This is a genomic window from Thermobacillus xylanilyticus, assembly GCF_907165215.1.
Taxonomy (GTDB): domain Bacteria; phylum Bacillota; class Bacilli; order Paenibacillales; family Paenibacillaceae; genus Thermobacillus; species Thermobacillus xylanilyticus.
This window is the reverse complement of record NZ_CAJRAY010000077.1, coordinates 88220-100580: the sequence shown is the minus strand read 5'-3', so window position 1 is coordinate 100580 and position 12361 is coordinate 88220. Positions and strand designations below refer to the sequence as shown.

The 12361-nt window shown below is 59.4% G+C and carries 12 protein-coding genes; 8 read left to right on the top strand and 4 right to left on the bottom strand.

Annotated features, from left to right (window positions below; genetic code table 11):
- Nucleotides 1-15: 15 nt before the first annotated feature.
- The 3 genes from ahpF to KJQ12_RS14245 all read right to left on the bottom strand — a co-directional run bounded on the left by ahpF (nucleotide 16) and on the right by KJQ12_RS14245 (nucleotide 2867).
- Nucleotides 16-1545 (bottom strand): alkyl hydroperoxide reductase subunit F, encoded by a 1530-nt coding sequence (gene ahpF, locus KJQ12_RS14255; protein WP_015254103.1) that lies wholly within the window; start codon nucleotides 1543-1545, stop codon nucleotides 16-18.
- A 16-nt stretch (nucleotides 1546-1561) separates the two neighbouring features.
- Entirely contained in the window at nucleotides 1562-2125 is a 564-nt protein-coding gene (gene ahpC / locus KJQ12_RS14250; RefSeq protein WP_015254102.1) for an alkyl hydroperoxide reductase subunit C, read from the bottom strand.
- 205 nt (nucleotides 2126-2330) lie between these two features.
- Nucleotides 2331-2867 carry a GNAT family N-acetyltransferase gene (locus KJQ12_RS14245; protein ID WP_213485297.1) on the bottom strand — a complete coding sequence of 179 codons (537 nt, stop codon included), beginning with the start codon at nucleotides 2865-2867 and terminating at the stop codon, nucleotides 2331-2333.
- 272 nt (nucleotides 2868-3139) lie between these two features.
- Between KJQ12_RS14245 and KJQ12_RS14240 the strand changes: the two genes are divergently transcribed.
- The 5 genes from KJQ12_RS14240 (at nucleotide 3140) to KJQ12_RS14220 (ending at nucleotide 8471) form a co-directional block, all read left to right on the top strand.
- Nucleotides 3140-4393: an RICIN domain-containing protein gene (locus KJQ12_RS14240; protein ID WP_213485296.1), complete on the top strand. Its 1254-nt coding sequence runs from the start codon at nucleotides 3140-3142 to the stop codon at nucleotides 4391-4393.
- A gap of 295 nt (nucleotides 4394-4688) precedes the next feature.
- Nucleotides 4689-5117, top strand: coding sequence for a MarR family winged helix-turn-helix transcriptional regulator (locus KJQ12_RS14235; RefSeq protein WP_015254099.1), 429 nt, complete (start codon nucleotides 4689-4691; stop codon nucleotides 5115-5117).
- 56 nt (nucleotides 5118-5173) lie between these two features.
- A complete protein-coding gene (locus KJQ12_RS14230; RefSeq protein WP_213485294.1) occupies nucleotides 5174-6433 on the top strand; it encodes an MFS transporter in 1260 nt (419 codons plus the stop codon).
- Nucleotides 6434-6478: 45 nt separating this feature from the next.
- Nucleotides 6479-7837, top strand: coding sequence for an alpha/beta hydrolase (locus KJQ12_RS19915; protein ID WP_425315979.1), 1359 nt, complete (start codon nucleotides 6479-6481; stop codon nucleotides 7835-7837).
- Between the two features lie 112 nt (nucleotides 7838-7949).
- Nucleotides 7950-8471: a GNAT family N-acetyltransferase gene (locus KJQ12_RS14220; RefSeq protein ID WP_213485291.1), complete on the top strand. Its 522-nt coding sequence runs from the start codon at nucleotides 7950-7952 to the stop codon at nucleotides 8469-8471.
- Nucleotides 8472-8524: 53 nt separating this feature from the next.
- Here KJQ12_RS14220 and KJQ12_RS14215 read toward each other — a convergent pair whose 3' ends face one another.
- Complete coding sequence (locus tag KJQ12_RS14215; protein ID WP_213485289.1) at nucleotides 8525-8809, bottom strand: hypothetical protein; 285 nt, start codon at nucleotides 8807-8809, stop codon at nucleotides 8525-8527.
- Nucleotides 8810-9114: 305 nt separating this feature from the next.
- Here KJQ12_RS14215 and KJQ12_RS14210 point away from each other — a divergent pair, with 305 nt between their 5' ends.
- The 3 genes from KJQ12_RS14210 (at nucleotide 9115) to KJQ12_RS14200 (ending at nucleotide 12189) form a co-directional block, all read left to right on the top strand.
- A complete protein-coding gene (locus tag KJQ12_RS14210) occupies nucleotides 9115-10122 on the top strand; it encodes a ketoacyl-ACP synthase III (RefSeq protein WP_213485288.1) in 1008 nt (335 codons plus the stop codon).
- A 138-nt stretch (nucleotides 10123-10260) separates the two neighbouring features.
- The gene (locus tag KJQ12_RS14205; protein ID WP_015254094.1) at nucleotides 10261-11346 is read left to right on the top strand and encodes a glycosyltransferase family 4 protein; all 1086 of its coding nucleotides are present in this window, start codon (nucleotides 10261-10263) and stop codon (nucleotides 11344-11346) included.
- Between the two features lie 126 nt (nucleotides 11347-11472).
- Complete coding sequence (locus KJQ12_RS14200) at nucleotides 11473-12189, top strand: glycosyltransferase family 2 protein (RefSeq protein WP_342344864.1); 717 nt, start codon at nucleotides 11473-11475, stop codon at nucleotides 12187-12189.
- The last annotated feature ends 172 nt before the right edge of the window (nucleotides 12190-12361 follow it).

Sequence of the window (12361 nt, the reverse complement as noted above, 5' to 3'; positions counted from 1 at the left end):
GAGCTGCCGGAGCGGTCAGTTGCGGATCAGGTAGTCGAAGGCGCTGAGCGCCGCGGTCGCGCCCGATCCCATGGAAATGATGATTTGCTTATAAGCGCTGTTGGTGCAATCGCCCGCGGCGAATACGCCGGGGATGGCCGTCGCGCCGCGGCTGTCGACGACGATCTCGCCCATCCGCGTGCGCTCGAGCACGCCTTCCAGCCACTCGGTGTTCGGCACGAGTCCGATTTGGACGAACACCCCGTCCATCGCGAGGTGATGCTCTTCGCCGGTGGCGCGGTCGATGTACGTTATGCCTTCCATCTTGCTGCTGCCGGTGATTTCCTTGACCTGCGCGTTCTTGTGCACCGTCACGTTCGGCAGGCTGTACAGCCGGTCCTGCAGCACCTGGTCCGCCTTCAGTTCGGGCATGAACTCGAACAGCGTCACATGCGCCGCAATGCCCGCCAGATCGATGGCCGCCTCGACGCCGGAGTTGCCGCCGCCGACGACCGCCACCTGCTTGCCGGCGAACAGCGGACCGTCGCAGTGCGGGCAATACGCCACGCCCTTGTTCTTGAACTCTTCTTCGCCCGGCACGTTCAGGTTGCGCCAGCGCGCGCCCGTCGCGATGATGACCGTCTTGCTCTTCAGCACGGCGCCGTTGTTCAGGGTGACCTCGATGAGGTCTTTCTTCTCGAGCTTCTCCGCCCGAACCGACTTCATGATGTCAACCGGGTATTCCTTCACATGCTCTTCAAGCGCTACGGCGAGCTGCGGGCCCTCCGTGTGCTTCACGCTGATCAGATTTTCGATGCCCAGCGTGTCGTTCACCTGGCCGCCGAAACGGTCGGCGACGATGCCGGTGCGGATCCCTTTGCGCGCGGCGTAGATCGCGGCGCTCGAACCCGCCGGACCGCCCCCGATGACCAGGACGTCGAACGGCTCCTTGTTCGCGAAGGCCGCCGCGTCGGCGGATACGCCGAGCTTGTTCAGAATATCGTCGAGCGTCATCCGGCCGCTTTCGAAGAACTCGCCGTTCAGGTAGACGGTCGGCACGGCCATGACTTCCTTGCGCTCGACTTCTTCCTTATAAGCGGCGCCGTCGATCATCGTGTGGGAGATGCCGGGATTCAGCACGCTCATGACGTTGAGCGCCTGCACGACGTCCGGACAGTTGTGGCAGGACAGGCTGACATACGTCTCGAAACGGTACTCGCCCTTGATGGACTTGATCCGTTCGATCACTTCATCGTCAACTTTCGGCGGGCGCCCGCTCACTTGCAGGAGCGCCAGGACGAGCGAAGTGAATTCATGGCCGAGCGGAACGCCGGCGAATACGATGCCGGTATCCTCGCCCGGACGATTGACGCTGAAGCTCGGCGTGCGGGCCAGCTCCGCCCGTTCGACCGTAATACGAGAAGACATGCCGGTCAGCTCGTCCAGCAAGTCCAGCATGTCTCTCGATACGCTATCCGAACCGGCGCTGACCTTGATCACAACGTCGCCTTCAAGAAGCTGAAGATACTGCTGCAGTTGTGCTCGAATGTCTGCGTCCAGTTTCATGATCTATGGCGTCTCCTCAGATTTTGCCTACCAGGTCGAGGCTCGGCTTCAACGTCTGGCCGCCTTCTTCCCACTTCGCCGGGCAGACTTCGCCCGGATGGTTCCGGACATATTGCGCCGCCTTGATCTTGCGGACCAGCGTGCTGGCGTCGCGGCCGATGCCGTCGGCGTTGATCTCGACAGCCTGAATGACGCCGTCCGGGTCGATGATGAACGTGCCGCGCTGCGCCAGACCCGTCGTTTCGTCCAGCACCTGGAAGTTGCGGGAGATTTCATGGGACGGGTCGCCGATCATGATGTATTCGACCTTGCCAATGGCTTCCGAGGTGTCATGCCATGCTTTGTGCACGAAATGCGTATCCGTGGAGACGGAATAAACTTCCACGCCCAGCTTCTTCAGCTCGGCGTAATGGTTTTGCAGGTCCTCCAGCTCAGTCGGGCATACGAACGTGAAGTCCGCCGGATAGAAGCAGACAACGCTCCATTTGCCTTGAAAATCCGCATCCGTCACTTCGAGAAACTTGCCGTTCTGATAGGCTTGCGCCTTGAACGGCAGCACTTTGCTACCAACCAATGGCATAGGTCTCTCTCCTCCTGTTTCTTGAGAGTAGTTTTTTAGTCTATTTATTTATTTAAACTAAGTCAAAAGAAGTGTCAAATCGAAATTTTTTTTGTAACAAAATTGACAACATTTCCTGGTTTGGCGTTCCAGCAGCGCCAGCCGCAGCCAGTGGGGGCCGCACGTCAATGCCTCATTATTCCATTGTGGCCGCTATTTCCGCAGATTATTCATGATTTGCACCCTCGTCTGTCAGATCGGCCCGCATCGTCATGGAGCGGCCCGTTGTGCCGACTTCATAAAAACCGAACCGCTCATAGAGTCTTTCGGCAGGATTTCGGACGTCCACACTGAGCGATACGGCGCCGATCCCCCGATCGCTTAGCGATTGCATCAACGTCCTCAGCAGCAAGGTTCCGATTCCCCGCCCGCGATACTCCGGCAAGACGGCCATCCCAAGTTCGGGAATCGACTCGTCAATGAAGCCGTACCCCGGATTCTTCCTGCTGAAAAATCTTGCCGTCGCCGAACCGACCGGCACATCACGGATCAGCGCGATATAGCCGATATCCCCGGTTCGCCCCCATCCCTCTATATATTTCGAGACGACCGGATCCTGCAGAATCGTGCGGCTGAACGGTTTTTCGCCTTCCGGAACGAACAGGGAGTGATACAGCATTTCCCGCAGGAACGGTTCGTCTTCCGCCGCGGCTTTGCGGACGATCGGGGCTTCCATGGGTCTCGCCGACTTGCGAAAATCCATAATCTTGTCCATCGATCCATAATTTTGCGCCTTTATTTTAAGGTTGGTAGTTTCCAAAATTAAAGTAGAAGACAGAATTTTCCGTTTTTTTCTGTATTATCCTCCGGTTGATACTGTCTTCGAATATGGCGAAGGAGGTGATGTCGGTTCCGGTCCGGTAGCAAAGTTGTCGTGTCGGGTTGGCTTTTTCTCAAGCAACGGCGTTGAAGGAGGCATGCAAAGGTCGAAACTCCACGGATCCACATTCCTGATCAAAAAGGAGGTCATTGAGGATGATTCTCGCAAGGCAGCGGGAAAAATGGCTTGTGCTGCTCTTGATGACGGCGCTCATGGCGATGCTGCTTCCCGTCCCGAAAGCGGAAGCGGCCTACCAGCTCGTCTGGAGCGACGAATTCAACGGACCTTCGATCAACACCAATTACTGGACCTTCGAGATCGGCACCGGCAGCAACGGCTGGGGCAACAACGAGTTGCAATACTATACCAGCCGGCCGGAGAACGCACGGATCGAGAACGGCAACCTGGTCATCGAAGCCCGCCGGGAATCGTACGGCGGCATGAACTATACCTCGGCGCGGCTCAAGACACAGGGCAAAGTCAACTTCAAATACGGCCGGATCGAAGCTCGGATCAAACTGCCGAAAGGGCAGGGGCTGTGGCCGGCGTTCTGGACATTGGGCGAAGACATTGCGACGGTCGGCTGGCCGAGAAGCGGCGAGATCGACATCATGGAGCACGTCAATAACGAAGACGTGACGCACGGTTACATGCACTGGGATGCGGGCGGACACGCCTCCTACGGCGGCTCCAGCTTTGCGTTCGACGTGACGCAGTATCACGTTTACTCCATCGAGTGGACGCCGAGCTACATCAAATGGTTCGTGGACGGCGTCCAGTTCTGGGAAGCCAACATCCAGAACAACATCAACTCGACGGAGGAGTTCCACAAGCCGCATTTCCTCCTGCTGAACATGGCGGTGGGCGGCAACTGGCCGGGATCGCCAGACGCGTCGACGCCGTTCCCGGCGAAGATGTACGTCGATTACGTCCGCGTCTATCAGGATGTCGGCGGCTCGAATCCCTCGGACGACATTGTCTCCGGCGGCACTTACAAGCTGATCAACGTGAACAGCGGCAAGGCGCTTGATGTCGCGGGAGCCGGCACCACGCCCGGCACGAACGTGCAAATCTGGACGGACAACGGCACCGGCGCGCAGCGCTGGACGATCTATCGCAACGCGGACGGCACATACAAATTGATCAACACCAACAGCGCGCTCGCTCTTGACGTTGCGGGAGCCGGAACCGCGGACGGCACGAACGTGCAGGTGGCGACAGACACGGGACACGCCGCCCAGAAGTGGAACATCATCAAGAACCCGGACGGCACGTACAAATTGATCAACCCGAACAGCGGCAAGGCGCTCGATGTCGCCTCGGCCGGCACGGCTGACGGCACGAACGTCCAGATCTGGACGGACAACGGCACCGGCGCCCAGAAGTGGCAGCTGATCCGGCTCTACTAATGTAAGAAGGGGCAGCGCCGATCCGGCGACGGTCGGCCGCTGCCTCCTGTTTTGCGGTCTTGCTATATCGTTCCCGCGGCGTGCCGGTACAAACGCTACTCCTTCAGGAACGGAGCAAAGTCGCACGCCGGCGGTTCATGCCTCCCTGACGGTTCGGTTCCAGCCGCCTTCAGGCGGCTGGAACCTAACGCCGAAACATTCGCCGGGCACGAACGGCCACTGTAAAAAAAAGGTTGACAATCAAGCTTTCTCCGCATATATTAGTTGCACATACAAAATAAAAACGGTGATTCCCATGGCAGACGATCGCTTCCTGGAACATTGCTTATTCTTCACGGCGAACCGCTTGGGCCGGATCATTACGAAAATCGCGGAAGAAGAATTCGCGGAGACGGGGCTTACCCCGATGTACGGCTATTTGATCCGGCTGGCGATCGGGAAGCCCGGCATCTCACAGAAAGAATTGGCCGAGAAGCTGTCCATCGCTTCCTCCACACTGACCCGCTTCGTTGACAAGCTGGAAGCGAAGAAATTGGTGAAGCGCCGGGTGTCCGGGAAGACCGTGCAGGTGTTTCCGACAGAAAAGGCGATCGCGATGGAAGAAGCCCTCCTCCGTGCATCGCACAATCTTCACGCCCGCCTCGATGCCATTCTGGGCAAAGAAACCACGGCGGCCATCACGGAAGCCGTCCTGAAGACAAGCAAACGTCTGGAACAGAATTAGGCGCGATCGTTGCTTTTTATTTTGTATGTACAACTAATGAATGGGAGGAACCTGCTGTGCATGCAGCCGGAAAGCTCAAGTGGCATTACGGATGGGTTGTGGTGGCGATAACTTTTGCAACGCTGGTGGTATCTGCCGGAGTTCGCTCCATGCCGGGCATCCTGATGCTGCCTCTCGCGGATGAATTCGATTGGAGCCGTAGCGCGATTTCCAGTGTAATGTCTGTCGGGATTTTTCTGTACGGCATGATGGGACCGTTCGCCGCTTCCCTGCTGCAGAAATACGGCATCCGGCGCGTCACCGTCATTTCATTGTCCCTGCTCGCAGCCAGCCTTGTTCTGACGCCGCTCATGCAGACGCTGTGGCAATTCCAGTTGTTGTGGGGACTTCTGTCCGGTCTGGCGACCGGAATGATGGCGAACGTGCTCGGCGTCACGGTCGCGGGCAATTGGTTCACCGAGCGCAGGGGGCTCGTCGTCGGCATCCTGACCGCCAGCGCGGCGAGCGGACAACTGATCTTTCTTCCCCTGCTGGCGAAGATCATCTCGGAAGCGGGTTGGCGCTATGCCATCTATGCCGCCGCGGCAGCCGTTCTGCTTGTCCTGATCATCGTGGCGGTCGGGATGCGGAATCACCCGTACGATATCGGCGCGGCGCCCTACGGTTCGGATCAAGTGTCCAGACCTGAAGAGTTCAAGGGCCGGATTTTCCTTACCCCGCTGCTGGTGCTGAAAGACGCTTCGCGGAACTCCACCTTTTGGCTGCTATCAGGCACGTTCTTCTTCTGCGGCGTTTCCACCAACGGTTTGATCAGCACGCATCTGATCCCGGCATGCGGCGATTTCGGCATCACGGAAGTGGTGGCGGCAGGCCTGCTCGCGTTCATGGGGATTTTCGACCTTATCGGCACCACATTGTCCGGTTGGCTGTCCGACCGGTTCGACAGCCGCAAGCTGTTGTTCTGGTACTACGGCCTGAGAGGGCTGTCGCTCATCTTCCTGCCCCATGCGCTCAGCGCCGGTCCGGCAACGATGATGGTGTTCTCGGTATTTTACGGCCTCGATTGGCTGGCCACGGTGCCTCCCACGGTGAAACTGTCGATCCAGGAATTCGGAAAGGAACGGGGGAACATGATTTTCGGCTGGGTCGTCGTCGCGCATCAAGTCGGCGCCGCAGCGGCGGCTTATGCGGCCGGCGCCGCGCGGGATTGGTTCGGCACTTACAGCGTCCCGTTCGTCGTTGCAGGGTTTGTCTGCCTCTTCGCCGCCCTGATGTCGCTGCGCATCGCCAGGGCGCGGAAACTCGCTCACTCGTAAAGGTGTGCGGCAACAGGAGGAAATGCGTTCCCCGATTGTGGTAATATGGATGCAGTTTATTCCAGAAGAGATTGCTGCACCCATAACACCGCACGATTGCGAGGATTGCACTCAGTGAAAACGCTGAAGGATGTTCTGGCGGCACTCGCCTATACGGGGTATGCGCTCTTGTCTTATGTCATCGCGGTCGGCGCGGCAATATGGGCGGCTCCGCGCAAGCATTTCGAGTATTTCTTCTTTCTCGCGCTTATCGCGATCTATCTGCTGCTCTATGCCGGTGTTCTCCGCTTCATGCGGTCGTCCCGAACAGGCAGGCTTCGCACGATCAAATGGATTGCCGGACTCGCCGTATTCGGGCTGTTGTCCGCTGCCATGCTCATCCCCGGCGGCCGCGACCGGCAGGCCGCGCCGGACACCCTTCAATATTGGTCGCTGCCGACGGGTTCTGTCCTTTCCTACATTCACATTGAGGCTGAAGCATCAGCCGCCGGGAGAAAATCAACACCCGTCATCTTCCTTCACGGAGGGCCGGGCATACCGGACTTGCCGGGAGATTCCCGCTATTTCGGTCAGCTTGCGCAGGACGGGTACGACGTCTATGTCTATTCGCAGCTGGGCTCCGGGTTTTCGACGCGGCTGGAGAATCCGGCGGGGTACGGCGTGGAACGGGATGCGCGAGACCTGGAGGAAATACGCAAACAGATCGGGGCCGACAAGATGATTCTGATCGGACATTCCTACGGTTCGGAAGTGATCGCGAGATTACGGGGAGCATGTCGACCGGGCCGCGTTCCTGTCGCCGGGCGCCATGGATCCCCAAGACCACAGCGATGCGACCTTGACCCAACGCCTCGATTCGTCGCAGAAATGGAAGCTGTACCGCCATCTTCTGCATCCGAGAGCGCTGTTTGTCTACGGTTTGCTGCAGTTTCACCCGGACGCCGCCCAATCGTTTGCTTCCGACGACGAAATGGACCGGCGTTTCGAAGCGGTATACGCCGCAACGGCGCCAGCCCTGTATTGTTCCGGGGACCAGGGGCACTCCGGGCTGAGCGGTCTCGGTTTCTACGCCAACCAGACGCCGCAATCCCTGGCAGCAGGCAACCATTACGATCCCAGGCCGCTGCTATCGGAAAAGCACTTCACCTTGCCCGTACTGATCGCGAAAGGCGGCTGCGATTATTTGTCATGGGAATCCGCGGAAGATTACCGGCGTGTTTTTCCCAACAGCAAATTGGTGTACCTGCCCGAGGCGGGACACAATCTGTACCAGGAACAGCCGGATGTGATGATGGGCATCTTGAGGGAATTTCTGGAGAGCGGCACCGGGAAGCTGCAGGGGTACGAAGGACGCGTCCCGCCGGAAGATTATCAAGGAGCAAGAGCCGCTCGGAAGAAGAATGAACATGGGCATGAGATTGGCTGAACCGCGGGACGTGAAACCGCTGGCGCATTTGTTTCGGCGCCGGCGACAGCCTGGCCGAGTTCATAAGTAATCTTGCCGGAGGTAGAGCCTATGGTCCGATTGGAATGTCTGTCCGAAGACGAGTTCAGCATGGTTGTCGAATGGTTCGGCCGGGAGAAACCGGACACGCTGCTTCAATGGGCCGGACCGACGTTTACCTATCCCCTGACCGTCGAGCAATTATTGGATCACTACAGTGAAGGGATAAACCATGAGCGATCAAGAACATTCGTCTACAAGATCATGGATGAATCGACCGGCGAAGCGGCAGGCATGATTCAGCTCGGCCGCATCGACCGGACAGCGGGAACAGCCGTCGTGGGACGTTTTTGGATTCAGGAACATTTGCGGCACAAAGGCGTGGGTACCGCGGCGCTTCGGAATTTGATCGACAAGGCCGTCCGGGAGTTTCAATTGCGGCAGCTGATCCTTCGGGTCTTCGACTTCAACCTGCCCGCCATCAAATGCTATGAGAAGCTCGGATTTCGGATCTGGGCCAGAAACGATAAGGTATGCCAAGCTTCGAACGGCGAATGGTGGAGCGAATATGAGATGCGATTAATGTTGGACTAGGCATTGGTTGCAGTACCGCTCAACCGATGCGTGGCGACAGCATCAGCCGAATCCTATTGCGCGTCGATCCTTCCTTCCTCCGTCAGAAAAACGCGCCGGTTCGGATTGTTGTTCAGCTTCACGTTGCAGAGCTTCGCCTGGTGCTCGTCCAGGCCCACGACTTCCCACCGCCACGGGTCGTCAACGCCCCTCTCCACGAGGAAGGAAGGGGCGGCCGCTTCGGCGGCCTCCCGGTCTTCCCAGAGCTTCACGCCATGGTAAGGGATCCCGTGGATGTTCTCCAGCGCGCAGGAGAACAATTCGGAGGTTTCCTTGTTCTTCAATGCATACGGCATCATGCTTCACGCTCCATTCGCTGCCATTATACCAAAAAATGAGCCGGGATACCGGGCGTCATGGCGGACGGCAATCGCCTCTCCAAGCCGCTAATTGATGCGCACCGGCGGCTTGCCCTCCCCTGCTTGATGCAACCAAGATCATAACACCAAAAATCCAATTGAACCATATTATTCCTTCTTTTTTGCTATTGGATCTCGCTTGACACTCCAAAATATTATGCCTAGTATTAGTACCAGATACTAATATCAGATGACAGTTCCTCTTCCATAAACTTCTGAAAAAGATACGAAAGGAAGTGCCGGCCATGTACCATGCTTCCCGCATTCGTTCTAACGCCGCCATCACCGCCATTGGAACCTGCGTGCCCGAACGGGTGTTGACGAACGCCGATCTGGAGCAAATGGTGGATACGAGCGACGAATGGATTACAAGACGCACCGGCATCCGCGAACGGCGCATCGCCGCGGAAAGCGAATATGCAAGCCATCTCGCAGCGGCAGCCGTCCGGAATCTCGCCGCCCGCTGGAATAAACCGATCGACGACGTCGATTGCATCCTGACCGCCACCTCGACATCCGACGCCGTTTTCCCGAGCGTCTCCGCCCTCGTGCAGGCCGAACTGGGCATCCGGACGGCCGCGGCCGTCGATCTGCAAGCCGCCTGCGCCGGATTCGTCTCCGGGCTGCAGATGGCGAACGGCCTGATTCTGTCCGGCCTGTACCGCAAAGTGCTCGTCATCGCCGCCGACACGTTGTCCAAGGTGACGGATTACACCGACCGCACGACCTGCATCCTGTTCGGCGACGGCGCGGGCGCCGTCCTCGTCGAAGCGCAGCCTGATGGCGAACCTCCGGCATTCCTGGCCGGCGGCGCATCGACGGACGGCCGCATCGGCCATCACGTGTACCTGTCGTCCCTTGCTTCCGAACTTCGCGGTACGCCGATCACCCGAAACGGCAAGCTGATCCAGAACGGACCCGAAGTTTACCGCTGGGCCGTCGAGCATGTCCCGGAGGCGGTGCGGACGACGCTCGACACCTGCGGCATGTCACCGGAGCAGATCGACTGGTTCGTGCCGCACAGCGCGAATCTGCGGATGATCGCCGCCATCTGCGAGCGGACCGGCATTCCGCACGAGCGGACGCTGACGAGCGCCGAACGGTTCGGCAACACGTCGGCCGCCACCATCCCGCTCGCCCTCGATCTCGCGGTCCGGGACGGCCGGCTCACGCGCGGCGACACGCTGCTCCTGCATGGCTTCGGCGGCGGGCTGACGCAGGCGGGGCTTTTGCTCAAGTGGACATTGACGTAACGCCGCGCAACGCCAGTTCGATGCACGCAGTCCAATTCCCCGCCCGCTAAACACTCGTCCCTTGCGGGGCGGTTCCTGTCCGCATAGGATGAACCGAACGGTTCAACACCCTATGCGAAAGCGGGCTGACTGCATGCCATGAGAATTCTTTTCACCTACTTCGTTCCGAGCGGAGGCGTCGAGACGCTGAACCGGACGCGCTGCATCGCGCTTCGCCAGATCGGCATCGAAGGGCATCTGCTCTACCTGCACGACGGCGCCGGGCGGCAGAACATCCGCGACATTCCGCTCTTCATCACGAATTACGACGTCGACATCGTCAACATTCTGAACACCTATCGCTACGACGCCATCGTCACCGTCTGCGACCATCTCATGCTGCAGCGGCTGCGCGGCCTTGGCTACGGCGGCCCGATCCTGTACGACGCCCAGGGCTACGGCAGCCGCGAAGCCGCCGTCGGCACCCTGCATGCCGCTTCCTTCTTCGTCCGGATGTACGGCAACGCCGTCCTCGCCCAGCCGTCCTCGCACATGCTGGAGCTGATCAACGGCGTGTTCCCGGACTTTCCGCGGTTCTTCCTGCAGAACATCGTCGACAAAACCCTTTTCCATTACCGGCCCGCCCCGTGGCTTAATCCGACGAACGCGCCGATTCTCGCCTGGGTCGGACGCATCGAGCCGAACAAGAACTGGCAGCTTTTTCTGGAACTCGGCGCGGCGCTGGCGCAGCGTTATCCGCTCCTGCAACTGTGGATGTTCGAAGATCCGAACATCAGCGAACCGTGGCAGCGGGCCGCCTTCGAAGCAACCGTCCATACGCTCGGACTGCAGGACAGACTGCGGCTTTTCCCCAACATCCCGCATGATCATATGCCGTATTACTACTCGGCCATCGGCGACTCCGGCGGTCTGCTCGTCTCGACCTCGCATGTCGAGGGATTCGGGTACGCCGTCGCCGAAGCGGCCGCCTGCCGCTGTCCGGTGCTCTCGACCGACTCCGACGGCGTGCGCAACACGATCATGCACAACATCACGGGCAAATTGATCCCGCCTGACTTAAACAGCGGCGTGCAGGAGGCGATCTCGCTCATCGAGGACAGCGCCTTGCGCACCGCCATCCGGCTGCAGGGCGAGAACTACGTACAGGAGAACTTCTCCGCCGCGCGGTACGCCTCCGATTTTCACAATGTGCTCGTCGCGCTCGGCATCCGGCCTCCGGGCTGACAAGCGGCAGCCGGCTGAACCTGCGGGGAACCGCTCCCGTACGAAGACAGGTGTCGTGACCGGCCGGGTGACGGCGCCGTATCGTGTAGGAGAGATCACCATGGAATCGAGGCGAGAATGAAGCGCATGGGACCGACCGTATCGATCATCATTCCTTTTCATAACGACCCGTATATCGCGCAGGCGGTCGAGAGCGCCTTGAGCCAGACATACCCGTACACCGAAGTGATCGTCGTCGACGACGGCTCGACCGCCTGTCAGCATCTGCTCGACCCGTACCGGCGCCACATCCACTACCTGGGCAAAGCGAACGGCGGTACCGCCAGCGCGCTCAACCACGGCATCCGGATGGCGTCCGGCCAGTACGTCGCCTGGCTCAGCTCCGACGACCGGTTCGCGCCGACGAAGATCGAGCGTCAGGTCATGCATATGCACCAGACCGGCGCGCACATTTGCCATACCAACTTCCACGTCATGAACGAGAGCGGCGCGATCGTCCAGCACAACGGAGCCGTCGTCTTCCCGACGGCCAAGCAGTTCGCCGCCGCATTCCTGACCTTCTGCCCCGTCAACGGCTGCACGGTCATGATGACGAAATCGCTTGTCGCCGAGCTCGGCTGGTTCGACGAATCGCTGCCCTACACCCACGACTATGACCTGTGGATCCGCGCGCTGCTCTCCGGCATCGACTTTCACTTCATCAACGAACCGCTCACGATCTACCGCCGCCACGCCGGCATGGGCACGATGCGCCACTACCCCGCCATCCAGGCCGAGGTGCAAATGGTGCAGAACCGCTACCGCCATCTGCTCCAGCATCGCGTGAACGCGATACCGGGGTAAGGGGGCGGAAGATGGGCTGATGGCCGCACGGCATGCAAGAAGCCTCCGGATGCTTTCGCTTTCGGGCGGGAGTCAGGCCGGAGGCTTCAGTGTGTTCTCTCCCAGCCTCGCCCTGTCACATCTCACCGCCAAGCCTGCGCCGCACCATTCCCCGTTGCCAAAAAACGCCTCC

Excerpts from the sequence above, each read along its gene's own strand:
- ahpC (WP_015254102.1), bottom strand. The coding sequence starts at position 2,125 with ATGCCATTGGTTGGTAGCAAAGTGCTGCCGTTCAAGGCGCAAGCCTAT.
- KJQ12_RS14220 (WP_213485291.1), top strand. The coding sequence starts at position 7,950 with ATGGTCCGATTGGAATGTCTGTCCGAAGACGAGTTCAGCATGGTTGTC.
- KJQ12_RS14235 (WP_015254099.1), top strand. The coding sequence starts at position 4,689 with ATGGCAGACGATCGCTTCCTGGAACATTGCTTATTCTTCACGGCGAAC.
- KJQ12_RS14205 (WP_015254094.1), top strand. The coding sequence starts at position 10,261 with ATGAGAATTCTTTTCACCTACTTCGTTCCGAGCGGAGGCGTCGAGACG.
- KJQ12_RS14215 (WP_213485289.1), bottom strand. The coding sequence starts at position 8,809 with ATGATGCCGTATGCATTGAAGAACAAGGAAACCTCCGAATTGTTCTCC.
- KJQ12_RS14245 (WP_213485297.1), bottom strand. The coding sequence starts at position 2,867 with ATGGATTTTCGCAAGTCGGCGAGACCCATGGAAGCCCCGATCGTCCGC.
- KJQ12_RS14240 (WP_213485296.1), top strand. The coding sequence starts at position 3,140 with ATGATTCTCGCAAGGCAGCGGGAAAAATGGCTTGTGCTGCTCTTGATG.
- KJQ12_RS14200 (WP_342344864.1), top strand. The coding sequence starts at position 11,473 with ATGGGACCGACCGTATCGATCATCATTCCTTTTCATAACGACCCGTAT.
- KJQ12_RS14210 (WP_213485288.1), top strand. The coding sequence starts at position 9,115 with ATGTACCATGCTTCCCGCATTCGTTCTAACGCCGCCATCACCGCCATT.
- KJQ12_RS19915 (WP_425315979.1), top strand. The coding sequence starts at position 6,479 with ATGGATGCAGTTTATTCCAGAAGAGATTGCTGCACCCATAACACCGCA.
- ahpF (WP_015254103.1), bottom strand. The coding sequence starts at position 1,545 with ATGAAACTGGACGCAGACATTCGAGCACAACTGCAGCAGTATCTTCAG.